Below are 25605 nucleotides of genomic sequence, written 5' to 3'. Positions count from 1 at the left end.
TTGTCGGCGGCGCTCCAATCGCGAGCAAGCTCGCTCCCACAGGTACAGCGCAGAACCTGTAGGAGTGAGCCTGCTCGCGATGGCGTCAGTTGATTCAGCGCAGGATCAAGCCTTGCCTATACTTCTGTTTCTATAACAAAAGAGGGCTGCGCCATGGACCACCTCGTACTCACTGTTTTCGCTCCGGACAAGCCTGGGCAGGTCGAGCGCATTGCCCAATGCATTGCCGAGCACGGCGGTAACTGGCTGGAGAGCCGCATGTCGCGCATGGCCGGCCAGTTCGCCGGAATTCTTCGCGTGGGCGTGCCGGCCGAGGCCTACGATGAATTGGTCGATGCCCTGAAGGCGCTGTCAGCTCAAGGCATTCGCGTAATGATCGCCGAAAGCAGCATCGAGCAATCCTGCACCTGGAAACCGATCGCCATGGAACTGGTGGGCAATGATCGTCCGGGGATTGTCCGTGACATTACCCGTCTATTGAGCGAGCAAGGGGTGAACCTGGAGCGTCTGGTGACTGAAGTCCGCCCGGCGCCGATGAGCAGCGAGCCGCTGTTCCACGCCGAAGCGATTCTTGCGGTGCCGCTGACCTTGTCTCTGGACGTATTGCAGTCGCGTCTGGAAACCCTGGCCGACGATCTGATGGTGGAATTGGTGCTACGTAGCGAAGTTTGAGCAGGTTATCCAAGTTATACGTGCACCTGCCTGTGGATAACCTGTAGAGACAGCCCGCCAGGCCACACGGGCCGGGACTCTTCAGGAATTGATCAAAAAACCAGCAGTTTCAATAAGTTGCACACAAACGCCGGGGATCACGTTGTGGATAACCTTGGGAAGGAATGATGCAGGCCACGGACAACGTGGCCTGCAGAGGTTTGTACGTTTTCTGATCAGCTACGGCGGCGCATGCTGATCACGGCATCGACGGTGTAAACCGCCAGGCCGGTCCAGATAAAGATGAACGTCACCAAGGTGCTCGGCGACATTTGTTCACCAAACAGCAAGACGGCCAGCAGCAGCACCAATGTCGGCGCCACATACTGGAGAAATCCCAGCGTGGTGTAGGGCAAATGCCGTGCAGCGGCGTTGAAACACACCAGCGGCACCAGCGTCACGGGACCTGCCGCCACCAGCCACCAGGCTTGGGAGGTAGTCCAGAACTCAGGCTGCGCGCTGGTAGCTGTCTGATTGAACAGCAACCAGGCGATGGCAATCGGCACCAGCATCCAGGTTTCCACCACCAGCCCCGGCAACGCCTTGACCGGTGCTTGCTTGCGGATCAATCCGTAGAAACCAAAGGTCAGAGCCAACACCAGTGACACCCACGGCAGAGTGCCGACCTGCCACACCTGTTGCGCCACGCCAATGGCGGCGAGGGCTACCGCCAGCCACTGCATGCGCCGTAGCCGTTCACCGAGAATCAACATCCCCAGCAGCACGTTCACCAGCGGGTTGATGTAGTAACCGAGGCTGGCTTCGAGCATCCGTCCGTTGTTCACCGACCAGACGTAAGTCAGCCAGTTGGCGGCGATCAGCGTGCCGCTCAGGGCCAGGATCGCCAGGCGTTTCGGGTTCTCGCGCAGCTCGCGCCACCAGCCGGGGTGTTTCCAGACCATCAGCAACAAGGTGCCGAACAGCGCGGACCAGAGTACGCGGTGGATGATGATTTCTACGGCCGGCACCGAGGCGATGGCTTTGAAGTAGATCGGGAAAAGTCCCCAGATGATGTAGGCACTCAGGCCCAGGATGTACCCGCGACGCGGGTTGGCAGCTTGCATGCAGAATCCTTGCTTAGGCAGCTAACAAAGGGGGGATTGTAAGGAGATTTGTCGGCGAATGTCCTGCCTGAATAGGTTGGGCAATTGTGAACACAATACCTGTAGGAGTGAGCCTGCTCGCGATAGCGTCGAGTCAGTCGACATCGATGTTGATTGATCAACCGCTATCGCGAGCAGGCTCGCTCCCACAGGGGGGCAGGGTGAATCAGAAGAGTTTAAGTGGCTCTTCATTCAGTGCAGCGAGTTGCTCGCGCAACGCCAACACCTGATCGCCCCAATACCGTTCACTGCCGAACCACGGGAAACTGTGCGGGAACGCCGGGTCATCCCAGCGGCGGGCGAGCCAGGCGCTGTAATGCATCAGGCGCAACGCCCGCAGCGGCTCGATCAGTGCCAATTCACGCGGGTCGAAGTCATGAAACTCGTTGTAGCCGTCCATCAATTCCGACAACTGACCGAGACATTCCTGACGGTCGCCCGCCAGCATCATCCAGATGTCCTGTACCGCCGGGCCCATGCGGCAGTCATCGAGATCGACGATGTGGAACATCTCGTCGCGGCACATCATGTTGCCGGGATGGCAGTCGCCGTGCATGCGGATGTTCTGGTGCGGCGTGGCCTTGTAGACCTCTTCGACTCGCTTGAGCAGGTCGCGGGCTACGGACTCGTAGGCCGGCAGCAGGCTTTTGGGGATGAAATTGCCTTCGAGCAAGGTGGTCAGGGAATCATGACCGAAGTTTTTTACCCCTAGCGCCTCACGGTGCTCGAACGGCTTGGTCGCACCGACCGCGTGCAGTCGTCCGAGCAATTGACCCAGGCGATACAGCTGATCGAGATTGCCCGGCTCCGGCGCGCGGCCGCCACGGCGAGGGAACAGGGTGAAGCGGAAACCGGCGTGTTCGTGCAGGCTGGCACCGTTGTGAATCATCGGCGCGACCACCGGCACATCGCACTCGGCGAGTTCGAAGGTGAACTGGTGCTCTTCGAGAATCGCTTCGTTGGTCCAGCGTTGCGGACGGTAAAACTTGGCGATCAGCGGCTCGGAGTCTTCGATGCCGACTTGATAGACGCGGTTCTCATAGCTGTTGAGCGCCAAAATGCGCGCGTCGCTGAGAAAGCCGATGCTTTCGACGGCATCGAGCACGAGGTCTGGGGTGAGGGTTGCAAACGGGTGGGCCATGCTGACTCCTGCGCGCAGCAGGCTGCCGCGTCCGGCCAAGCATGGTAGCGCAGACGGGGCTTCTTTAGGGGGTGGGTTGAGATGTGCGGTGTTTGGACTGACGCCATCGCGGGCAAGCCCGCTCCCACATGGGCCTGTGTTGTGCACACGACTTGTGACACAAAGCAGATCCTGTGGGAGCGGGCTTGCCCGCGATGAGGCCTGATCAGGCGCCGACGACTCCGCCATCTTCACGCGTAATCGCCATCACCGACGACCGCGGCTTGCCGTCAGGCAGATGCTCAGGGAATGTCGATCCGCCGTTTTCCCCCGGATGCTGAATCCCGACGAACAGCGTTTTCTGATCCGGCGAAAAACTGATCCCCGTGACCTCGCAGCCGATCGGCCCGACCATGAAGCGACGTATTTCCCCGGTTACCGGGTCGGCACACAGCATCTGATTGTTACCCATGCCGGCAAAGTCACCGGCGTTGCTCGAATCGCCATCGGTGAGAATCCACAAACGTCCGGCCTTGTCGAAGCCCAGCCCGTCCGGGCTGTTGAACATGTTCTGCGGTGTGATATTCGACGAACCGCCCTTCGGCGTACCTGCGTGGACGCTCGGGTTGCCGGCGACCACAAACAGGTCCCAGGCAAAGCTCTTCGAGCCGTGATCGTCCCGGTCAGTGCGCCAGCGCAGAATCTGCCCGTAAACGTTCTTCTCACGAGGGTTCGGCCCGCCCACCGGCTGGCCGTCCTCGCCACGTTTGGCGTTGTTGGTCAGCGTGCAATAGACCTGGCCATCCTTGGGGCTGACGACGATCCATTCCGGGCGATCCATGCGCGTGGCTTTCACCACGCTGGCAGCGAGGCGCGCGTGAATCAGTACTTGAGCCTGATCGGCAAAGCCAGTGGTGGCGTCAATGCCGTTTTTGCCATGGCTCAGTTCAATCCACTCGCCCTGGCCTTTCGGATGGTCGGCGTTGCCGTCGCCCGCGTCGAAGCGCGCAACGTACAAGGTGCCGTGGTCCAGCAGGTCGCGGTTGGCCTTGGGGTTTTTGTGGTTGATCTTGTCGCGGCTGACGAATTTGTAGATGAACTCGCCACGTTCGTCGTCGCCCATGTACACCACGGCACGGCCGTCATGGGTTTCGGCCAGGGCCGCGTTTTCATGTTTGAAGCGACCCAGGGCGGTGCGTTTGACCGGGGTGGATTGCGGATCGAACGGGTCGATTTCCACGACCCAGCCGTGACGGTTGAGTTCGTTGGGATTTTTCGCCAGGTCGAAGCGATCGTCGTGTTGATGCCAGTTGATCTCTTTGCTGGCGGCCACTGCGCCGTAGCGCTTTTGCGCGGCGTCAAATTTCTGCTCGGCATTGCTGCTGCCGAAGCAGTCGGTGAAGTTCTCTTCGCAAGTCAGGTAAGTGCCCCATGGCGTCTTGCCGTTGGCGCAGTTCTGGAACGTGCCGAGGACATTCTTGCCCTGAGGGTCGGCGCTGGTTTTAAGCAGCTCGTGGCCGGCGGCCGGGCCGCTGAGGCTGATCGGCGCGTTGCCGTGAATGCGCCGGTTGAAACGCGAGCCTTGGACGAATTGCCACTGACCGTTCTTGCGCTGCACTTCAATCACCGACACGCCTTCGCAGGCCAGCGCCTTGCGCACTTCTTCGGCCGATTGCGGCATGCCACCGTGCGGGTAGAGGTAGCGGTAGTTGGTGTATTCGTTGTTGATCGCCATTAGCGCCCGGTTTTTATCTTCGGGAAACTCGAACAGGCTCATGCCGTCGTTGTTATCGCCGAACTGGACTTCCTGCTGCTCGGCGGTGCCGTTGCCGCTGGGGTCGAACGCCGGACCGTCTTTTTGTAGCGGCTGGCCCCAACTGATCAGCACCGAAGACTTGTAACCCGGTGGCAGGCTGATGGCGTCGCTGGTGGCGGCGGGGATGCTGTCAAAGCCCAACAGTTTGCTTGTGCCGGCACTGACGCTCGCGGCCAGTACGCTGCGGCTCAGCAGGTTGCCACCCAAAAACATGGCCGCACCGCAGAGGGCGCCGGCGCTGATGAAGCCGCGGCGGCTGAGACCGACCATTTTTTCGAGGTCGGTGGACTGGTCTTCTTCTAATAGGCTCACATCAGGCTCCCTGCTGGTTTTTGCAGCCACCTTAAAGAGCCTTAATGAAGCTTTTGTTTCAGAGCGGTGTCCCGAGCAACACGTTGGAGGGCGCGAACTGCACCAGCACCGGCTTGTCAGCGGCCAGCCCAAGTGCCTTCAAGTGCAGCGGTGCCGCCAGCGCGCAGAGTGTCTGGCCATTGGGCAGGCCGATGCGCACTTCGCTGGGTCCGTCCTGGGCATCGAGAATGGCTTCAATGGTGCCGTGCAGAATATTGTTGCCAGGTGTTGCCTGGTGATCAATAGCCAGCAACTCCAGCCATCCCGCCTTGATCAATGCGACGACTTCGGTGCCGGTTTCCAGCTCCAGACGCACCGTGCTGTCGTGTGTGATCTGCGCATCGAGGGTCAAGCCTTCGGCCAGTTCAAGACGGATACGATCGTTGTGCCCCTGGCTTTCAATCGCCAGGACCTTGCCATGCAACTGATTGCGCGCGCTGGTCCTGAGCATCAGCCGACCGAGGAGATCCAGATCGCTGGCTTCTTCGGCGGCTTCCAGCACCTGAGCCTGCAAGGCTTGGAGCTTTTGATACAGGCGCAATACGCGCTCACCTTCGCTGGAAAGTCTGGCGCCACCGCCGCCCTTGCCGCCGACGCTGCGCTCCACCAGCGGTTTTTGTGCGAGGTTGTTCAGCTCGTCGATGGCATCCCACGCCGCCTTGTAACTCAGCCCCGCGCTTTTCGCCGCGCGGGTGATCGAACCCTGTTCGGCAATGTGTTGCAGCAACGCGATGCGCTGGGGACGGCGGACAATGTGTTGGGACAACAACGTAGGCAGGGACATGGTGAGGTGCTTCGGGTCATGGCGATGAGAGGACGTTCGCCGCTTGGGGGCCGGTAGTCAAGTCAGGCCGCACTCCTTGTGGGAGCGAGCCTGCTCGCGATGGCGTCGATGTAGCCGACATCAATGTTGAGTTTTATGGCCGCATCGTGAGCAGGCTTGCTCCCACAAGCCTCGGTGTTCGTTACTCAAGCTGTGTCACCGGGTTTGGGTGTGCGGGCCAGGCAATAGACATCAACTCGTGCCGCGCCAGCATCCATTAGCAATCGGGCCAGAGCCTGCGCTGTGGCACCGGTGGTCAGCACGTCATCGACCAATGCCAGATGCCGGCCCTTGATTGACGCATCCGGCACCAAGGCAAAGGCATTGCGCAGGTTCTTTTTGCGAGCGTCGGCAGTCAGGTCCTGTTGCGCACTGGTGTCCTGGACTCTCAGCAGCAGCCGTTCGTCACACGGTAGGTCAAGGCGGGTGCCAAGCCAGCGTGCGAGCATCGCCGCTTGATTGAAACCACGCTGGCGCAGGCGCCTGGAGGCCAGCGGCACTGGGACCAGCGCATCTGGCCGGTTCAGGTCCTCATCGAAGCGATGTTGCAGGAATTGGGCAAGAAGTTCGGCCAGCAGGTGGCCAAGTGGCCACTTCGCTGAGTGTTTGAAACGGGTAATCAAGGTGTCCACCGGAAAGCTGTAAGTCCACGGCACGGCGACTTGCTCGAAGGCGGGCGGTTGATTCAGGCACTGGCCACAGGTCAGGCCGGCGGAGGGTAACGGCAGCGCGCAGGTTCGGCACTGATCACCCAGCCAGGGCAACTCGGTTTCACAGGCGATGCAGATGGGCGTTGCCTCATCGGCCTCTTCCGAGCAAAGCAAACAGAATTGTTTGTTTTTTAACCAGATGTAAACCGGTCCTTCGTATCGTGGTTGACAGCGCATCGCTCTTCCTTAAATATGCCGAACATCCGTGTCGCGTCTGTGGGTATTCCATCCCTCAGCCGCTTGCCAAGCATAAAACAAAGGAAGCACCCATGAGCGCCAGCACCACTGCAACCCTGCGTCATGACTGGTCTTTGGCCGAAGTCAAAGCACTCTTCGTCCAGCCATTCAACGACCTGTTGTTCCAGGCGCAGACGGTGCACCGCGCGCACTTCGACGCCAACCGCGTGCAGGTGTCGACGCTGCTGTCGATCAAAACCGGCGCATGCCCGGAAGATTGCAAATATTGCCCACAGTCCGGTCACTACAACACCGGTCTTGAAAAAGAAAAACTGATGGAAGTGCAGAAGGTCCTCGAAGAGGCCGCTCGTGCCAAGGCCATCGGTTCGACCCGTTTCTGCATGGGTGCGGCGTGGAAACACCCGTCGGCCAAAGACATGCCGTACGTGCTGGAGATGGTCAAGGGCGTGAAGGCCATGGGCCTGGAAACCTGCATGACCCTCGGTCGCCTGGATCAGGACCAGACCGCAGCGCTGGCCCAGGCCGGCCTCGACTACTACAACCACAACCTCGACACCTCGCCTGAGTTCTACGGCAGCATCATCACCACCCGCACCTACAGCGAGCGCCTGCAAACCCTGGCCTACGTGCGTGAATCGGGGATGAAGATCTGCTCCGGCGGCATCCTTGGCATGGGCGAGTCGCTTGATGACCGCGCCAACCTGCTGATCCAGCTGGCCAACCTGCCAGAGCATCCGGAGTCGGTGCCGATCAACATGCTGGTGAAAGTCGCGGGTACACCCCTGGAAAATGCCGACGATATCGACCCGTTCGACTTCATCCGCATGCTCGCTGTCGCACGCATCCTGATGCCGCAATCCCACGTGCGCCTGTCCGCCGGCCGCGAAGCGATGAACGAGCAGATGCAAGCCCTGGCTTTCTTTGCTGGCGCCAACTCGATTTTCTACGGCGACAAACTGCTGACCACCGCCAACCCGCAGGCCGACAAGGACATGCAACTGTTCGGTCGCCTGGGCATCCTGCCGGAAGCACGCGAAGAGCACGCAGACGAGGTGCATCAGGCCGCGATCGAACAGGCACTGGTTGAGCAGAAGAGCAGCGAGCAGTTCTATAACGCGGCTGTTTGAAGCTTTCCCGACCTTTCTGAACAAATGCAAAACCCTGTGGGAGCGGGCTTGCCCGCGATGACGGCGTCACTATCACCATAAATATCGGCTGATAGATCGCTATCGCGGGCAAGCCCGCTCCCACATTGAGTTTGTGATCTGACCGCCGAGGCCTGCATGTCATTTGATCTCGCCGCACGCCTTGCTGCCCGTCGTGCCGAAAACCTTTATCGCCAGCGCCCGCTGCTCGAAAGCCCCCAAGGCCCGGAAGTGGTGGTTGACGGCCAGCCGTTGCTGGCGTTCTGCAACAACGATTACCTGGGCCTGGCCAATCACCCGCAAGTGATTGAGGCGTGGCGCGCCGGTGCGTCTCGTTGGGGTGTTGGCGGAGGGGCTTCGCACCTGGTCATCGGTCATAGCAGCCCGCATCACGCGCTGGAAGAAGCCTTGGCCGATCTGACCGGTCGACCGCGTGCGTTGCTGTTCACCACCGGCTACATGGCCAATCTCGGTGCGGTCACTGCGCTGGTCGGGCAGGGCGATACGGTGCTGGAAGACCGTCTCAATCATGCGTCTTTGCTCGATGCCGGTTTGTTGTCGGGTGCGCGTTTCAATCGCTATCTGCACAACGACGCGGCGAGCCTGGCCAAACGTCTTGAGAAAGCGACCGGCAATACGCTGGTGGTCACCGACGGCGTGTTCAGCATGGACGGCGATATCGCCGACCTGCCGGCGCTGGCCCGGGAAGCCAAGGCCAAGGGGGCGTGGCTGATGGTCGATGACGCTCACGGGTTTGGTCCGCTGGGCGCCAATGGCGGCGGGATCGTCGAGCATTTCGGTTTGAGCCAGGAAGACGTGCCGGTGCTGGTCGGGACCCTCGGCAAGGCTTTCGGTACGGCCGGGGCGTTTGTCGCCGGCAGCGAAGAGCTGATCGAAAGCCTGATCCAGTTTGCCCGTCCCTACATCTACACCACCAGCCAACCGCCGGCGCTGGCTTGCGCGACGCTCAAGAGTCTCGAGTTGCTGCGCACAGAGCACTGGCGGCGTGAGCATCTGAAAACGCTGATCCGCCAGTTCCGCCATGGCGCCGAGCAGATTGGCCTGGAACTCATGGACAGCTTCACGCCGATCCAGCCAATCATGATCGGCGACGCCGGGCGTGCGGTTCGGTTGTCGCAGATGCTGCGTGAGCGCGGTCTGATGGTAACGGCGATACGTCCGCCCACCGTGCCTGCCGGCAGCGCCCGTCTTCGTGTGACGCTGACCGCCGCCCACAGCGAGGCGCAGGTACAGCTATTGTTGAATGGACTGGCCGATTGTTTTCAACAACTTGGACCGGAGCCAAGCCATGCGTGATCGACTGATTCTGCTTCCCGGCTGGGGTCTCGGCATTTCGCCGCTGGAGCCTTTGGCGGCAGCGCTGCAAGGGCTGGATGAACACCTGCGGGTCGAGATCGAGCCGTTGCCGGAACTGCAATCAAGCGATCTTGAAGAATGGCTCGATGAACTCGATTCAACGGTGCCGCAGGATACGTGGCTCGGCGGCTGGTCGCTTGGCGGCATGCTCGCGTCCGAGTTGGCGGCGCGGCGTGGTGATCGTTGCTGCGGTTTGCTGACGCTGGCGAGCAACCCTTCTTTTGTCGCCCATGAGCAATGGCCGAGCGCGATGGCCGGCGAGACTTTCGATGCGTTTCTGGCCGGCTGCAAGGCTGATCCGCGCCTGACGTTGAAACGCTTTTCACTGCTTTGCGCTCAGGGTTCGGAAGATCCTCGCGGACTGTCGCGATTGTTGCTCGGTGGTGCGCCGAATACGTCCGCATCGATTCTCATGAGCGGTCTGGAGCTGCTTGCACAACTGGATACGCGCCAGGCGTTGCAGGCGTTCCGCGGCCCACAACTGCATTTGTTCGCCGGCCTCGACGGGCTGGTCCCGGCTGAAGCAGCGGGGGACTTGCTGGCGTTGCTGCCGGATGTCGAAATCGGCCTGATCGAACAGGCCAGCCATGCGTTTCTTCTGGAAGACCCCCACGGCGTGGCCGGGGCGATCCAGGCCTTTTTGCACGAGTCCGGTGATGACTGATTTATCTTTTCCCCATCTGCCCGGCGGCTTGCCCGACAAGCGCCAGGTAGCGGCCTCCTTTTCCCGTGCGGCGGCGAGCTACGACAGCGTGGCGCAATTGCAGCGCGATGTCGGCAACCAATTGTTGAGCCTTTTGCCGGGCGAGTTTGTTCCGCGTGTCTGGCTGGATCTGGGCTGCGGCACCGGGTATTTCAGTCGGGCCCTGGGCGAGCGATTCCCCTCGGGTAACGGCTTGGCGATGGACATTGCCGAAGGCATGCTCAACCACGCCCGACCATTGGGTGGTGCCAGTCATTTCATTGCCGGCGATGCGGAGCGTTTGCCACTGCGGGATTCGACCTGCGACTTGATCTTCTCCAGCCTTGCGGTGCAGTGGTGTGCGGACTTCGAATCGGTGCTGAGCGAGGCGTTCCGGGTACTCAAACCGGGCGGGATTTTCGCGTTTGCTAGTCTTTGTGTAGGGACGTTGTTCGAGTTGCGTGACAGCTGGCGTGTGGTGGATGGCATGGTGCATGTCAATCGCTTCCGCGAGTTGGACGTTTATCAACAGCTGTGTGCGGCCAGTGGCCTGGGCATTACAAGTCTGCAGGCCCTTCCTCACGTGTTGTATTACCCGGACGTGCGCAGCCTGACCCATGAGCTCAAGGCGTTGGGTGCGCACAACCTGAACCCCGGTCGACCGGGTGGTTTGACCGGTCGGGCGCGTATCCTCGGCTTGATCGAGGCTTATGAGCAGTTTCGTGAGGCCAAAGGACTGCCAGCGACTTATCAGGTGGTCTACGCCGTGTTGGAGAAACCCGTATGAGCGCAGCCTATTTCATCACCGGCACTGACACTGATGTCGGCAAGACCACCGTTGCTGCAGGCTTGTTACATGCTGCGCGATCGGCGGGCATGAGTACGGCGGCGGGCAAGCCGGTCGCCTCGGGCTGCGACGTGACGCCCAAGGGATTGCGCAACGCCGATGCGCTGGCGCTGCTGGCCGAGTGCTCATTGCCTTTGACTTATGCACAGGTCAATCCGGTGGCATTCGAGCCAGCGATCGCTCCGCATCTGGCGGCGCGGGAGGCCGGGGTGGCACTGACGGTGCAATCACTGTTGACCCCCATGCTCGAGATTCTCGACATGCAGGCCGATTTCACCTTGATCGAAGGCGCTGGCGGCTGGCGCGTGCCGTTGGCCGATCAGGACAATCTGTCCGACCTTGCGAAGGCGCTGGGCTTGCCGGTGATTCTGGTGGTCGGCGTGCGATTGGGTTGCATCAATCATGCGCTGCTGACGGCCGAAGCGATTGCCCAGGACGGTTTGCAGCTGGCAGGTTGGGTGGCGAATATCATCGATCCGAAGACCTCGCGGCTGGAGGAGAACCTCGCGACCCTCGCCGAGCGGATTCCTGCGCCTTGTCTTGGGCGCGTGCCGAAACTCAAATCGGTGACGGCCGAAGCGGTGGCGGAGCATCTTCAGCTGGATTTGCTCGACTGACGTCGGTTCTCTCTATGACAAGGCACTGTGCCATTAGTGTTTTTGTCGGGTCTTTTGTCAGTGGGTCTGTTTCAATGGCCACTGTTGATCCTTTGCAGGACGAGGTCCTTTATGGAAATCTCAGGAAACAGCGCTTTTTATGCCGGTCTGAACGCTATTCAGGCAGGGCAGAACCGTGTCGATCAGGCCTCGAGCCAGATCGCCGGCAATACCGTCGAACGTTCGGTGACGAGCCAGTCTTCCGAAGCTCAGGTCGATCGTTTGCGTTCGGTAGACCGCAGTCAGCAATCGGACCTGGCCAGCAACATGGTCGAGATGGCACAAGGCAAGTTCCAGGTCGAGGCCGGTGCAAAGGTCGCCAAGGCTTCCGATGAAATGCTGGGAACGTTGATCGATACCTTCGCTTGATCCCTCGCTGAATCCGTCTCTCAAAACGCCGCGACTATTCGCGGCGTTTTTGTGCGTAAGTCCTTCTCTCTCAACTAATCTTCCCTACATAACGTGTTGCTCGTTCAACGGCGGTGCGCGGTCGCGCGCCGAGCATTTGTCTGGCGTGATGACGAACGGCAAAAGATCGGCGCTTGACAAGATTTGGGCGTAAACGTATGTTTCAAACAACTGTTTGACCGTCACAACAAATCAACACGGTCGTTCATTCCCGGTTACATCAGCAGAGGTTTATCGCTATGCCTGACTACAAGGCCCCCTTGCGTGATATTCGCTTCGTTCGTGACGAACTGCTCGGCTACGAAGCGCACTATCAGAGCCTTCCGGCTTGTGCAGACGCAACTCCAGACATGGTTAGCGCCATTCTCGAAGAAGGCGCCAAGTTTTGTGAGCAGGTGCTGGCTCCGCTGAACCGCGTGGGTGACACCGAAGGCTGCACCTGGAGCGAGTCCGGCGTTAAAACCCCGACGGGCTTCAAAGAAGCCTACAAGCAATTCGTTGAAGGCGGCTGGCCAAGCCTGGCTCACGACGTAGAGCACGGCGGCCAAGGCCTGCCGGAATCCCTGGGTCTGGCTGTCAGCGAAATGGTTGGCGAAGCCAACTGGTCGTGGGGCATGTACCCAGGCCTGTCGCATGGCGCGATGAACACCATTTCCGAACACGGCACGCCTGAGCAGCAAGAGGCTTACCTGACCAAGCTGGTGTCCGGCGAATGGACCGGCACCATGTGCCTGACCGAACCGCACTGCGGCACTGACCTGGGCATGCTGCGTACCAAGGCTGAACCTCAAGCCGACGGTTCCTACAAAGTCTCCGGCACCAAGATCTTCATCTCGGCCGGTGAACACGACATGGCCGACAACATCGTCCACATCGTGCTGGCACGTCTGCCGGATGCACCGGCTGGCACCAAAGGCATCTCGCTGTTCATCGTTCCCAAGTTCATGCCAAACGCAGACGGTTCGATCGGCGCTCGCAACGCTGTGACCTGCGGTTCCCTGGAACACAAGATGGGCATCCACGGCAACGCCACCTGCGTGATGAACTTCGACGCGGCTACCGGTTTCCTGATCGGCCCGGCGAACAAAGGCCTGAACTGCATGTTCACCTTTATGAACACCGCACGTCTGGGCACCGCGCTGCAAGGTCTGGCTCACGCCGAGATCGGCTTCCAGGGCGGCCTGAAATACGCTCGCGATCGTCTGCAAATGCGTTCCCTGACTGGCCCGAAAGCGCCGGAAAAAGCCGCTGACCCGATCATCGTGCACCCTGATGTACGTCGCATGCTGTTGACCATGAAGGCGTTCGCCGAAGGCAACCGTGCAATGGTTTACTTCACTGCCAAACAAGTCGATATCGTCAAATACGGCGTGGACGAAGAAGAGAAGAAGAAAGCCGACGCACTGCTGGCCTTCATGACGCCAATCGCCAAAGCCTTCATGACCGAAGTCGGCTTCGAATCCGCCAACCACGGCGTGCAAATCTACGGCGGTCACGGCTTCATCGCCGAGTGGGGCATGGAGCAGAACGTTCGCGACAGCCGCATTTCGATGCTGTACGAAGGCACCACCGGTATCCAGGCACTCGACCTGCTGGGCCGTAAAGTGCTGATGACTCAAGGCGAAGCTCTGAAAGGCTTCACCAAGATCGTCCACAAGTTCTGCCAGACCAACGAAGGCAATGAAGCCGTCAAAGAGTTCGTCGAGCCCTTGGCAGCGCTGAACAAAGAGTGGGGCGAGCTGACCATGAAGGTCGGTATGGCTGCCATGAAAGATCGCGAAGAAGTCGGCGCGGCATCGGTGGATTACCTGATGTACTCCGGTTACGCCTGCCTGGCCTACTTCTGGGCTGACATGGCGCGCCTGGCTGCCGAGAAACTGGCTGCCGGCACTTCCGAAGAGGCGTTCTACACCGCCAAGCTGCAGACTGCGCGCTTCTACTTCCAGCGCATCCTGCCGCGTACCCGCACTCACGTTGCAACCATGCTGTCGGGCGCCAACAACCTGATGGACATGAAAGAAGAAGACTTCGCGCTGGGCTACTAAGCCTTAACGCGGTCCTTCAAAAAAACCGCCGCTTCCTCCGGGAGCGGCGGTTTTTTTTTGCGCCGAGGTCAGGCCTTGATCACCATGGCGTCGGATCCAGCGGGCCGACGCCAGTCGGGGTGCTCACGCCTTCGCCATTACGTATGAACGGCAGATGCCAGAAGTCGTTAGGCACTACAGGATCGCCAGGCTTGACGCCTTCCGGAAAGATGAACTCAAACACCGGTGCCACATACTGTCCGGCAATCAGTCCATTGGCGACGGTCAGCCTGCCCGCATTCTGGAGGCAACTGTCCACGGCGGTCTGGGATAAGCTTTGCTGTGGCACGCAAAGTGATCGTGCAACGACGCGCAAGGTACGTGTCGGCTGGCTAAGAAGCCCGGCTGGCGCTTTGGTCGCACGTAATCTGGCACGTTGTGGCTGAGGGCCCGTGTTCTGTGTGGTAATGCCCCCCGAGGCTCCCAGGCAACCGGTCGCAAGGCCCAGCGCAGGGTTGCATTCACCCGTCATCTCATAGGGTGTAACCCAGCGATTGGTTTGCACACCTGTCGATGGATTGACATCTATCAGATAGATGTCGACCGGGGTCTTGATGTCGGTGGTCGAGGCTTCAAGGAAAATCCGGTCCTGCGTCTCTTGGGCTACCCCGTTGATGGCCGTTGCGGCGGGGTCGGCCGTACCGATGCCAAATTCCCCGATAGCCAGGTAGCTGGGCTGCGAACCAGGCTGAGTGTAGATCCCGACATTCGCCTCGATCGTGTGTGCAGAAATGAAGTCCGGGGCCCCCGATGTTGCGGACTTGAACAGCGTACCGGACCAGCTGATGAAGTCGCCGACTTCAAAGGGTGCCTGTTGTGTCGGGTCGGGGTCCGTCGCCGTGCGTGTAGCATCGCTGAATCTCTTCATGACGTACTGGCTGCAATAGACCTGCCCCACCACTGGCGCCGAGAGTTCCCCACTGGCCGGAGGCGTGACGCCGGCCTGGCTGAAATTGCGGCAGTTGTTGGTCGTGGTCGGGGTGACCACTTTTGGGCGGTTTTTCTGTGGGCAGAGCGCATCGTCTCCGGAAATAGTGCGTGGCACGCACATCGGGTAGCCGGTGGCGGCATGGATGGTCGGGTTGGCATCATCGACGGAGAAGCGTGGGTCGGGGCTTTGGGGGCGACCAAAACGTCCGCTAGGGTCGTTGATCTGAATAATCGTGGGTTGCGTCGGGTTCCCGCTGTCAACTTCAAGGTTGCCGTTGGTGTAGTCGATCCGGGTAATGAAACCGCTTCCCGCGTTGACTGATTGCTGGGAGACAAAGATCAGCCCGGCAATCTGCTTGTTGGAGACGCTATTGCCCACCACATGAATCTCGAACGAGGGGTAGGCCGCCGCAGATTTTCCGAGCGCCAGGGTTCCACCCCTGACGAAGTCGGCCCAGGTCAGGGTGTTGGCCGGCATCTGTATAACGGTGTTGCAAGGAACAGTAATCGTGACGCCGTTTAATTGAACGGTCCCCCCATAGCGGCCCGGGTCGCTGGTATTGGGGCAATTCGCATTAGAGGTGTCCAGCGTCATGTTCTGGATAAAGCCTGTAACGTCAAACCCATGTATCGCAGTCGGGTTTGTAAAAAGCGGGTCTGGCAGTGTGGGAGTCGTGAACGGCGAGGGCGTTCCCGGGGGCTTGGCAGTCCCGCCGCCACCACCGCCGCCAGCTCCGTTTTTGGCAAATGCAACTCCGCCACCACCCATGGTCAGTGCGACAGCGACGGCACTGGCGAGCAATGCTCGGCGACTGAAGATGCCGTTGAGTCGTTTGTTGGGCAGCAGCGGTATGCCGAGCGTTTTTTCGTACAAAGATAAGCTCATGGCTCACTCCAGTATCTTGCAAGACCAATTGCCGGCCAATCGAGCCCTTGGATTTGCTGATGCGCTGAATCCTGCGCAGGAAAAACGCAAAGCCGTGAGTGTCGAATTTTGGCCCGATCCAGCGGTGTAAGTGCCTGCGTGAGGTTGACACTTGCCGTTCGGATGCTTTCACCTGCGTTGCGTCGGCCGGTTATGGACGCAAACGCGAGAGACATTTCCTTGAGCCTGAAACGTACAAAGCAGTTGTCGTGCCTGTTTTGAAACAATTAGACACAAACAACCGCCGACACACTCAAATTGCGGGCTGCGCGGCCAGGGATGATGTTGCGCATGACGCTATCGAATTAATACCCACCAACATAGGGGGGGATATATGCCCAGGATTGGGAGTGTGCGAAGTGAGATTTAGGTATTCGCTGTATCAGTCTGGCACTAAGTAGTGAATGAGAAAGGTTGTCTATATCTACTCCGGGCGGAATGATATTTCAAGAAAAATGTATTGGCGGATTAACCAAAAATTTTTGTCGTGATGTTAAATAAAAGCCATAGCTCGCGCAGTGCAACTAGTGCACGCGCGGAGTGTTTGATTCTTATAAAAGGCTATCCCCCTGATAACCAGGCTTACATACAGTTCGGTAAATTAATTTAGTTTCCATTAAGAGTGATTGAGCATTTGCTATGCCAAACCGTAAAAATAAATCTTAAAAAATATTTTCCTTTAAAATCATATAGTTTTGGTTCCTATGCAATCCGGTGTTTGCTTGCATTGGGGGTTGTTACCCAGTATTGGGGGGAAGTTCACCAAATTTGAGGGGGAGGCGTTTGTAGTTTTTTTGTTATGTGTGTGGGGTGTGTTTGCAAGGCATTTTTATTTGAATCGATTCAGAAAAAAATTTTGATTTTTTTCGGTTGAAATCTTTTGTTACAGCTAAAGTTCGGTTAAGCGCACCGTCGGTGTGACAGAGCAGTGTCTTAATCAAGCCTGAGCCAAGAGAGTACTTTGCCAGTTATGCGTTGCCTTGCCCGAGCCATTTCGAGTGGTGTAACTACTGGTGCAAGCGGCAAGCATTGTGGCGATGAGTTCATCTCGCAACAGGACAATCCCGGAGCCTGGCTACTCCGTACTGAATAGAGAATGTCATGATGTTTAAGTACTTGGACCTCTATCGAATTACCCGTTTAGCCTGTGCGATGGCGGGCGTTCTACTGACCATCGGTCTACCGGCCGCGAGTGCCTGGGCTGCCGACCCGGTAGCGGTCGATCCTCCTGTACCGGACGTGCCCACTCTGCAATCGCTGCGTGGGATGGTACCGCCCGACCCGTCGGGAACCGAAGGCGGGCGCAAAGTCGATCTCATGACCGACTACGTGCTTAATCGCTCTGCGGCGGTTCTCTTGGGCAAAGCACTGTTCTGGGACATGGAGATCGGCAGTGACGGTTCGACGGCTTGCGCCTCCTGCCACTTCCACGCGGGTGTTGATCACCGCACCACCAACCAGATCAATCCAGGTCAGGCGAACACCAACGCGAACGTCTCGTCGATCTTCAACAAGCCGTTCACCGCCTCGGACATTCCAGGCGACGTGCCGAGCTACACCACTAAATCAGGAGGCAAGGGCGGCCCAAACTACCTGCTGAAGAAAGATGACTTTCCGACGCATGTGTTGGCTGATCCGATGGATCGCAATTCGGCGATTGTCTATTCGAGCGACGATGTGATTGGGTCCCAAGGCGTATTCGACGCTAACTTCGTCAAACCTCATCAGGCTCGTTTCGACAAGTGCATTCAGCAACCGGACGGCATCTTCCAGGTCGGTGGCATCAATGTTCGCCGCAGCACCGGGCGCAACGCACCCACGGTGATCAATGCCGCGTTCAACGTGCGTAATTTTTGGGATGGCCGCGCCAATAACGTCTTCAACGGCTTCTCTCCATTTGGTAATCGCGATCCTGACGCCGGGATTTTCGTGACCAGCGATCGCAGTGGCGTGGCGACCAAAGTCAGGTTGGCGCTCAAGGATGCTTCCGCCGCTTCACAAGCGGTAGGGCCTCCCGGGAGTCCGGTGGAAATGTCCTGCGGCGGTCGTACCTTCGCCGACATTGGCCGGCGCATGCTCGACACCTTGATGCTCAAGCAGCAGCGGATTTCGTCTACCGATTCGGTACTGGGCCCAGTGTCCGGCGCCCGCCGGCCGACCTACCGTGAGCTGATCAAGAACGCGTTCCAGCCGCGCTTGTGGAATGCCACGCAGCAGGTCTCGCTGGGTGGTGCGCCCTACACCCAGATGGAAGCGAATTTCCCGCTGTTCTTCGGGCTGGCGATTCAGATGTATGAATCCACGCTGATCTCGGATCAGGCGCCGTTGGATGCCTATTTGCAGGGCGATCATACGGCCATGAACGACCAGCAGGTCAAGGGCATGAATCTGTTCCTGGGCAAGGGCAAGTGCATCAGTTGCCACGGCGGTGCGGAGTTGACCAACGCCGGCAGCCGGTTGCTGTTCCATCCCCGGGAACGGATCGAGCGCATGGTTATGGCCGACAACCTGACCACGCTGTATGACAACGGCTTCTACAACACCGGGGTGCGTCCAACGTCGGAAGACCTGGCCCTCGGTGGCTCGGATGCCTGGGGCAATCCATTGTCCTTCACTCGCGAGTACAACACCCTACTCCAGGGCGGCCAGATCCCTGACCCGCTGGAGGTCGATGTATGCACCTTCGAAGCGCGTTTGAGCTCGGCGATCCCTTGTGATGCGACGCTCAAGCCGAATGTCGGTTTCCGCGACGCGGTCGATGGCGCCTTCAAGACGCCGACCCTGCGTAACATCGCGTTGACCGGACCGTATTTCCACAACGGCAGTCGCGCGACGCTGCGTCAGGTCATGGAGTTCTATAACCGTGGCGGCGACCGGCGTGGTGAAGATGCCAGCAATACCAGTGGCTTTGACCACCCTACGGTTAATCAGCACAACGGCTCAAACCTCGATCCGGACATGACTCGGCTGAACCTCACCCCGGATGAAGTGGATGCACTGGTCAAATTCATGGAAGTCGGACTGACCGATCCACGGGTCGCATGGGAACGGGCACCGTTTGATCATCCTTCGCTGGTGCTGCCACAGGGCGAAAAGGGTGATGAAAACTCCGTCGGGCAAAAGCCGGCGAGTCCGAAGATCACTACCCGGCAAGCGCAGGATGCCGAAATCCAGCTCAAACCGGTCGGTGCTGAAGGTCGCCCAAGTCTGGAGGGGCCACTGCAACCGTTCAACAACGACCTGTAATCCTGATTCCCTTTGCGTCACTGGCGGTTGATGGACGCCAGTGACGCCCTTTGTAAATTCCGCAGTATTTCACTCAGCAAATCGGGGGTTCTGCCGTTACAGTGCGTGGGCACAATGCCATCTATTGCTATGACGGTCGGAGCTTTACCCTTGCCGCGTTCTTCAGCTGTACGTTTCAGCCATTTTTTACCGTCTTTGCTGCTATTGCTTGCGGGGCTGGCGGCTGCCTACGTCAAGGATCTCAACGTCTTCTTCACCTCGCTGTTCAACGTTTTGCCCACGTTGGTGCTGTTGCTTGGCGGTGCGTATTGCGCGGTTTACCGACGTCAGCGAGAGCTGTTTCTGATGGTCACGGTGTACATCGCCTACTTCCTGCTCGATACGCAGACCGACTATTACCGCGACAACGGCAAAGTCCGCGATGACGCCGCCGTGGTGTTTCACCTGTGTTGCCTGTTGTTACCGTTGATGTTCGGTGTGTTCGGTGCCTGGCAGGAACGCACCCACTTGTTTCAGGACATGGTGGCGCGCTTCGCTGTCTTGCTGGCCGTCGGCAGTATCGCGTTGGGCCTGGAGCAAAGTTACCCACAGGCTCTGCTGCTGTGGCTGTCGGAAATTCGCTGGCCAGCCCTGCATGGTGCGTGGATGAGCCTGATCCAGCTGTCCTATCCGGTGTTCATCGCATCGTTCCTGCTGCTGAGCTGGCAATACTGGCGCAACCCGAGACCCTTGCACGCCGCGCAATTGGTGGGTTTGCTGGGTTTGTTCTGGGCGCTGCCGAAAACGTTCATCCTGCCGTTCACCCTGAACATCATGTGCAGTCAGGTGATGCTGATGATTGCGGCAGCGGTCGCCCACGAGGCCTATCAAATGGCCTTTCGCGATGAACTGACCGGTTTGCCGGGGCGTCGAGCCCTGAACGAACGGATGCAGCGGTTGGGACGCAATTATGTGCTGGCCATGAGCGACGTCGATCACTTCAAGAAATTCAACGACACCCACGGTCACGACGTCGGCGACCAGGTATTGCGACTTGTCGCCAGCAAGCTGTCGAAAATCGGCGGGGGCGGTAGGGCATATCGCTATGGCGGTGAGGAATTTGCGCTGGTGTTCGCGGGCAAGACGCTTGAAGAGTGCATGCCGCACCTGGAAGTCATTCGCGAATCCATCGCCACGTACAACATTCAGCTGCGCAACCAGGACAGTCGGCCTCAGGACGATCAGCAAGGTCGTCAGCGGCGCGCGGGCCCGGGTGCTGCCAGTGTTTCGGTCACCGTCAGCATTGGCGTCGCCGAACGAGTGGATCAGCGCACCCCTGAAAAAGTGCTCAAGTCCGCGGATGAAGCGCTCTACAGCGCCAAGGGCGCCGGGCGAAACTGTGTGGTGGCGTTCGGTCAGAGCCGCCGTGGCGCGGTACGCATGGACACCGCTGCGGGTTGAGTGATGATGGCGCATTCAGCGTCTGGACTGTGATTGTGAGGCGTGGTGGGCGGCAGTAGGTTTGAATGATCTGCTGACGGAGAAATGACCATGCCCGAGTACAAAGCCCCCTTGCGCGACATGCGCTTTCTGATCGACCACGTCTTCGACTTCCACACCAACTACGCAGCGCTGGGCGCCACCGACGCCAGTCCGGACATGGTCAATGCGATCCTCGAAGAAGGCGCGAAGTTTTGCGAGAACGTTCTTGCGCCGCTCAATCGCAGCGGCGACGAAGAAGGCTGCCATTTCGACAATGGCGTGGTAACGACGCCTACAGGCTTCAAGCAGGCATTCGCACAATACGTGGAAGGCGGCTGGCATGGACTGGCGGCTGATCCGGCGTATGGCGGTCAGGGTCTGCCGAGTTCGCTGGGGCTGGTTATCAGCGAGATGGTCGGCTCCAGCAACACCTCCTGGGGCATGTACCCCGGCCTGACCCACGGCGCGATGTCAGCCATCCACGCCCACGGCACCGAAGAACAGAAAAACACTTACCTGAGCAAACTCACCGCAGGCCAGTGGACCGGCACCATGTGCCTGACCGAAGCCCACTGCGGCACCGACCTGGGCATCATCAAGACCCGTGCGGTGCCCGCGGCCGACGGCAGCTATGCGATCTCCGGCAGCAAGATTTTCATTTCTGCCGGCGAGCACGACATGAGCGACAACATTATTCATCTGGTGTTGGCGAAACTGCCGGACGCTCCGGCGGGCACCAAGGGTATTTCGTTGTTTATCGTTCCCAAATTCCTGCCCGATGCCGAGGGTGAAGCGGGCGAGCGCAATGGTGTTTCCTGCGGGTCTATCGAGCACAAAATGGGCATCAAGGCGTCGGCCACGTGTGTGCTGAACTTCGATGAGGCCAAGGGCTTCTTGATCGGTGAGCCGAACAAAGGCCTCAACTGCATGTTCACCATGATGAACCATGCGCGGCTTGGCACCGGAATGCAGGGCTTGTGTCTGGGCGAGGCCAGCTTCCAGGGGGCGATCAAGTACGCCAACGATCGCCTGCAAATGCGTTCGCTCACCGGTCCGAAAGCCCCCGAAAAAGCCGCCGACCCGATCATCGTTCATCCCGATGTGCGGCGGATGCTGCTGACCATGAAAGCCTTCAACGAAGGCAACCGCGCGCTGACGTACTTCACCGCGCAGCTGCTGGACGCGGCGCACCTGAGCCCGGATGAATCCGCGCGCCAGTATGCCGAAGACCTGCTGGCGTTCCTCACGCCAATCTGCAAAGCCTTCATGACCGACACTGGGCTGGAGGTGACCAACCACGGCATGCAGGTTTTCGGCGGTCACGGCTTCATTCGCGAATGGGGCATGGAGCAGTTGGTTCGCGACTGCCGGATTGCGCCGATCTATGAAGGCACCAACGGCATTCAGGCGCTGGATTTGCTCGGGCGCAAAGTGCTTGGCAGCCAGGGCAAACTGCTGCGCGGCTTCACCAAAATCGTCCACAAATTCTGCGCAGCGAACGCTGAACATCCGCAGCTGGCCAGCTACGTGGCACAGCTCAACGAGCTGAACCAGCAGTGGGGCGAGTTGACCACCAAGGTCGGCATGGCCGCGATGAAAAATCCGGACGAAGTCGGTGCTGCGTCGGTGGATTACCTGATGTACAGCGGTTACATCATCCTCGGCTATCTGTGGCTGCGCATGGCGCTGGTGGCCCAGACCCAACTCGATGCTGGCAGCGGCGATGCCGATTACTGCGAGGGCAAACTGGCGACCAGCGAGTTTTACTTCAAGCGATTGCTGCCGCGCACCGCCGCTCATCGTGCCGCCATTGAGGCGGGCAGTGATTGCCTGATGAAGCTGCCGGCGGAGTTGTTTGCGCTTTAATCTTTAAAACCAGTGACAAAGGAAGCCCGCGCTAATGCGGGCTTTTTCATGACTGTTTAGTCAGTGACTAAACATTACAAAACGGTCACTGGCTGACCCTATGTGTCGCAAAAGTTGTTGGGGTACACTCCGACCCAACGAAAGCACTATTCCTACGAATCACCTGTAAAGATCTTGCGAGGTTTGCCATGGCTGACTACACAGCGCCCCTGCGCGATATGCGCTTCGTCCTCAATGAAGTATTCGAGGTCGCCAAACTCTGGGCCGAACTGCCTGCGCTGGCCGATACCGTCGATGCGGAAACCGTCGAGGCCATTCTCGAAGAAGCCGGCAAAGTCACCAGCAAAAGCATCGCGCCGCTGAGCCGTGCGGCTGACGAAGAAGGTTGCCATTGGGCGGACGGTGCCGTCACCACGCCGGCAGGTTTCCCACAGGCTTATCAGACTTACGCTGAAGGCGGCTGGGTCGGTGTCGGTGGCGATCCGACCTACGGCGGCATGGGCATGCCCAAGGCGGTTTCGGCGCAAGTCGAAGAGATGGTCAACTCCGCGAGTCTGTCGTTCGGTCTATACCCGATGTTGACCGCCGGCGCCTGCCTGTCGATCAACGCCCACGCCAGCGACGAGCTGAAAGCCGCTTACCTGCCGAACATGTACGCGGGCGTCTGGGCCGGTTCCATGTGCCTGACCGAACCGCACGCCGGCACGGACCTTGGGATCATCCGCACCAAGGCCGAACCTCAGGCCGACGGTTCCTACAAAGTCAGCGGCACCAAGATCTTCATCACCGGTGGTGAACACGACCTCACCGAAAACATCATCCACCTGGTGCTGGCCAAGCTGCCGGATGCACCGGCTGGGCCGAAAGGCATTTCGCTGTTCCTGGTGCCGAAGTTCATGGTCAATGCCGATGGCAGCCTGGGCGCGCGCAACCCGGCGAACTGCGGTTCGATCGAACACAAGATGGGCATCCAGGCGTCTGCGACCTGTGTGATGAACTTCGACGAAGCCGTGGGCTATCTGGTCGGTGAGCCGAACAAAGGCCTGGCGGCCATGTTCACCATGATGAACTACGAGCGTCTGGGCGTCGGTATCCAGGGCCTGGCCACGGGCGAGCGCTCCTACCAGAACGCCATCGAGTACGCCCGCGACCGTCTGCAAAGTCGTTCGCCAACCGGCGCGCAGAACAAGGACAAAGTCGCTGACCCGATCATCGTCCACCCGGACGTGCGTCGCATGTTGCTGACCATGAAAGCCTCGAACGAAGGCGGCCGTGCCTTTTCGACTTACGTGGCGATGCAACTGGACACCGCCAAGTTCAGCGAAGACGCGACCACCCGCAAGCGTGCTGAAGACCTGGTGGCATTGCTGACCCCGGTGGCCAAGGCGTTCCTCACCGATCTGGGCCTGGAAACCACGGTTCATGGCCAACAGATCTTTGGCGGCCACGGTTACATCCGTGAGTGGGGCCAGGAGCAACTGGTGCGCGACGTGCGTATCACCCAGATCTACGAAGGCACCAACGGCATTCAGGCGCTGGACCTCGTCGGACGCAAGATCGTCGGCACCGGCGGTGCGTTCTACAACCTGTTTGCCGACGAGATTCGTCATTTCACCGCCACGGCCAGCGCTGACCTGGCGGAGTTCACCAAGCCGCTGAACGATGCCGTGACCACCCTCGACGAACTGACCGCCTGGCTGCTGGACCGCGCGAAAAGCAACCCGAACGAAATCGGCGCTGCGTCGGTCGAGTACCTGCAAACCTTCGGTTACGTAGCCTACGCCTATATGTGGGCATTGATGGCCAAGGCAGCCTTGGGCAAAGAAGCGCAGGACGATTTCTACGCGAGCAAGTTGGGCACGGCGCGGTTCTATTTCGCCCGCCTGCTGCCGCGCATTCACTCGTTGAGCGCGTCGGTGAAGGCCGGCAGCGAATCGCTGTTCCTGCTGGACGCCGCACAGTTCTGACTATGTAGCGTCATGTAAGCATTCTCTTACATGACGTACTGCTGTTTTCCCATATGCGAAGATTGGATCCAGAGCTAATCTACTTCACATGGACGTCGCGCAGGAAGCGCAAAGCAACAACACGGACACGTAGGATTCTGCCAGGACGGCGGAGTGAAATGGATGTCAGGGAAACAGTCTGCAAAGCCCCGCTTCGGCGGGGTTTTCTTTTGCCTGCAGAAAAGTATTCAGCTCAGTGCGTCGAGAGTTGGCGCGCTGTTCAAGCGGTCATCCGGCCCATTCATGACTTCCTCCAGCAATGTCCGCAATAAGGCCAGCGAAGCTTGTTGCCGTTGCACATCGCGGCACACCAACCCGACCTTCAGCGGCACCCGCGGCTCGGTCAGCGGTTTCCAAAGCAGTTCATTATTGTCGAGGGCCTTTTGCGAGCGCCCCGGCAGGACCGTTGCCAGCCGCGTGTGGGGCAAGCTGTCGAGTATCCCCGCCATGTTGTTCAGCTCCGCCTGCACCTGCGGACGCCGTCCCAGATTGGCCAGCTGTGTCTGCCAGATCTGCCGTACCTGAAACTCTTCCCCCAGCAACAGCATCGGCAATTCGGCGGCCTGACTCATCGAGACTTTCTTGAATTCACGCAACGGGTGGTCCGCCGGGATCACCAGCGTCAGTTCATCTTCGTACAACATCACGCCGTGCAGACCCGGCTGACGAGGCGGCAGGTAGCTGATACCGATATCGAGTGAGCCATTGAGCAGCCGGCGTTCGATCTCCAGCCCGGTCAATTCATAAATCTGCACAACCAGGTGCGGCTGCGCCTTGCGCACGCGTTCAAGCATCTGGGGCACCAGGCTGCTGTGAACCGTTTGCAGCACGCCGATGGCCAAGGTACGTAACGCCTGGCCCTTGAAATTGCCCAACGCCTCGCGCGCCCTTTGCAAGCCATCGAGCAAGGGCAGGGCATGGTTGTACAGCGTGTGTGCGGCCAATGTGGGCAACAGGCGTTTGCTGCTGCGCTCGAACAGGCTCACATCGAGGTTTTGTTCCAGCTGACGGATCTGCTGGGACAGTGCCGGCTGGGAGATGGAAAGTCGCTCGGCGGCCCGGCCCACGTGGCCTTCTTCGTAGACCGCGACGAAATAACGCAGTTGCTTGAAATCCATAAGGTGTACTTATCGAAAATGC

General features: G+C 59.3%; 20 protein-coding genes. 13 read left to right on the top strand and 7 right to left on the bottom strand.

What is annotated here, in order from left to right:
- Positions 1–153: 153 nt before the first annotated feature.
- A complete protein-coding gene (locus K5K95_RS06150; RefSeq protein WP_222588737.1) occupies positions 154–672 on the top strand; it encodes a glycine cleavage system protein R in 519 nt (172 codons plus the stop codon).
- Between the two features lie 215 nt (positions 673–887).
- Here the strand turns inward: K5K95_RS06150 and rarD are convergent, their stop codons facing one another.
- From rarD to K5K95_RS06125, 5 genes are all read right to left on the bottom strand, one after another.
- Positions 888–1775, bottom strand: a complete 888-nt coding sequence (gene rarD, locus K5K95_RS06145; RefSeq protein WP_222588736.1) for an EamA family transporter RarD — start codon at positions 1773–1775, stop codon at positions 888–890.
- A gap of 205 nt (positions 1776–1980) precedes the next feature.
- Complete coding sequence (locus K5K95_RS06140; protein ID WP_222588735.1) at positions 1981–2955, bottom strand: serine/threonine protein kinase; 975 nt, start codon at positions 2953–2955, stop codon at positions 1981–1983.
- A 205-nt stretch (positions 2956–3160) separates the two neighbouring features.
- Positions 3161–5062, bottom strand: a complete 1902-nt coding sequence (locus tag K5K95_RS06135) for a PhoX family protein (RefSeq protein WP_222588734.1) — start codon at positions 5060–5062, stop codon at positions 3161–3163.
- Positions 5063–5120: 58 nt separating this feature from the next.
- Positions 5121–5885 (bottom strand): TOBE domain-containing protein, encoded by a 765-nt coding sequence (locus K5K95_RS06130; protein ID WP_222588733.1) that lies wholly within the window; start codon positions 5883–5885, stop codon positions 5121–5123.
- Between the two features lie 185 nt (positions 5886–6070).
- Complete coding sequence (locus K5K95_RS06125) at positions 6071–6811, bottom strand: ComF family protein (RefSeq protein WP_222588732.1); 741 nt, start codon at positions 6809–6811, stop codon at positions 6071–6073.
- A gap of 92 nt (positions 6812–6903) precedes the next feature.
- Here K5K95_RS06125 and bioB point away from each other — a divergent pair, with 92 nt between their 5' ends.
- The 7 genes from bioB (at position 6904) to K5K95_RS06090 (ending at position 13992) form a co-directional block, all read left to right on the top strand.
- On the top strand, positions 6904–7959 hold the full coding sequence (gene bioB / locus K5K95_RS06120) for a biotin synthase BioB (protein ID WP_090178993.1): 1056 nt from the start codon (positions 6904–6906) through the stop codon (positions 7957–7959).
- Positions 7960–8115: 156 nt separating this feature from the next.
- On the top strand, positions 8116–9294 hold the full coding sequence (gene bioF, locus K5K95_RS06115) for an 8-amino-7-oxononanoate synthase (RefSeq protein WP_222588731.1): 1179 nt from the start codon (positions 8116–8118) through the stop codon (positions 9292–9294).
- The gene (locus K5K95_RS06110; protein WP_222588730.1) at positions 9287–10018 is read left to right on the top strand and encodes an alpha/beta fold hydrolase; all 732 of its coding nucleotides are present in this window, start codon (positions 9287–9289) and stop codon (positions 10016–10018) included. Before bioF ends, K5K95_RS06110 begins: the two co-directional genes overlap by 8 nt.
- Positions 10011–10823: a malonyl-ACP O-methyltransferase BioC gene (gene bioC, locus K5K95_RS06105; protein WP_222588729.1), complete on the top strand. Its 813-nt coding sequence runs from the start codon at positions 10011–10013 to the stop codon at positions 10821–10823. The genes K5K95_RS06110 and bioC overlap by 8 nt, the downstream gene beginning before the upstream one ends.
- Entirely contained in the window at positions 10820–11500 is a 681-nt protein-coding gene (gene bioD, locus K5K95_RS06100) for a dethiobiotin synthase (protein ID WP_222588728.1), read from the top strand. Before bioC ends, bioD begins: the two co-directional genes overlap by 4 nt.
- Before the next feature lie 111 nt (positions 11501–11611).
- Positions 11612–11908 (top strand): pyrroloquinoline quinone biosynthesis protein PqqE, encoded by a 297-nt coding sequence (locus tag K5K95_RS06095; RefSeq protein WP_222588727.1) that lies wholly within the window; start codon positions 11612–11614, stop codon positions 11906–11908.
- A gap of 278 nt (positions 11909–12186) precedes the next feature.
- On the top strand, positions 12187–13992 hold the full coding sequence (locus tag K5K95_RS06090) for a phenylacyl-CoA dehydrogenase (RefSeq protein WP_090179015.1): 1806 nt from the start codon (positions 12187–12189) through the stop codon (positions 13990–13992).
- Positions 13993–14071: 79 nt separating this feature from the next.
- Here K5K95_RS06090 and K5K95_RS06085 read toward each other — a convergent pair whose 3' ends face one another.
- A complete protein-coding gene (locus tag K5K95_RS06085; protein WP_222588726.1) occupies positions 14072–15847 on the bottom strand; it encodes a hypothetical protein in 1776 nt (591 codons plus the stop codon).
- Between K5K95_RS06085 and K5K95_RS32995 the strand changes: the two genes are divergently transcribed.
- The 5 genes from K5K95_RS32995 (at position 15846) to K5K95_RS06065 (ending at position 24426) form a co-directional block, all read left to right on the top strand.
- Positions 15846–15977 (top strand): hypothetical protein, encoded by a 132-nt coding sequence (locus K5K95_RS32995; RefSeq protein WP_261398136.1) that lies wholly within the window; start codon positions 15846–15848, stop codon positions 15975–15977. The genes K5K95_RS06085 and K5K95_RS32995 overlap by 2 nt on opposite strands.
- A 1013-nt stretch (positions 15978–16990) precedes the next feature.
- A complete protein-coding gene (locus K5K95_RS06080) occupies positions 16991–19132 on the top strand; it encodes a cytochrome-c peroxidase (RefSeq protein ID WP_222590300.1) in 2142 nt (713 codons plus the stop codon).
- A gap of 150 nt (positions 19133–19282) precedes the next feature.
- The gene (locus K5K95_RS06075) at positions 19283–20572 is read left to right on the top strand and encodes a GGDEF domain-containing protein (RefSeq protein WP_090179019.1); all 1290 of its coding nucleotides are present in this window, start codon (positions 19283–19285) and stop codon (positions 20570–20572) included.
- Positions 20573–20662: 90 nt separating this feature from the next.
- Positions 20663–22459 (top strand): acyl-CoA dehydrogenase C-terminal domain-containing protein, encoded by a 1797-nt coding sequence (locus K5K95_RS06070; RefSeq protein ID WP_222588725.1) that lies wholly within the window; start codon positions 20663–20665, stop codon positions 22457–22459.
- Between the two features lie 188 nt (positions 22460–22647).
- On the top strand, positions 22648–24426 hold the full coding sequence (locus K5K95_RS06065) for an acyl-CoA dehydrogenase C-terminal domain-containing protein (protein WP_222588724.1): 1779 nt from the start codon (positions 22648–22650) through the stop codon (positions 24424–24426).
- A gap of 227 nt (positions 24427–24653) precedes the next feature.
- Here K5K95_RS06065 and K5K95_RS06060 read toward each other — a convergent pair whose 3' ends face one another.
- A complete protein-coding gene (locus tag K5K95_RS06060) occupies positions 24654–25583 on the bottom strand; it encodes a LysR family transcriptional regulator (protein WP_222588723.1) in 930 nt (309 codons plus the stop codon).
- Positions 25584–25605: the final 22 nt, after the last annotated feature.

This window comes from Pseudomonas sp. DR48, from assembly GCF_019823085.1.
In the GTDB taxonomy this organism is placed as follows: Bacteria; Pseudomonadota; Gammaproteobacteria; order Pseudomonadales; family Pseudomonadaceae; genus Aquipseudomonas.
This window is presented reverse-complemented; position numbering and strand designations above follow the sequence as displayed.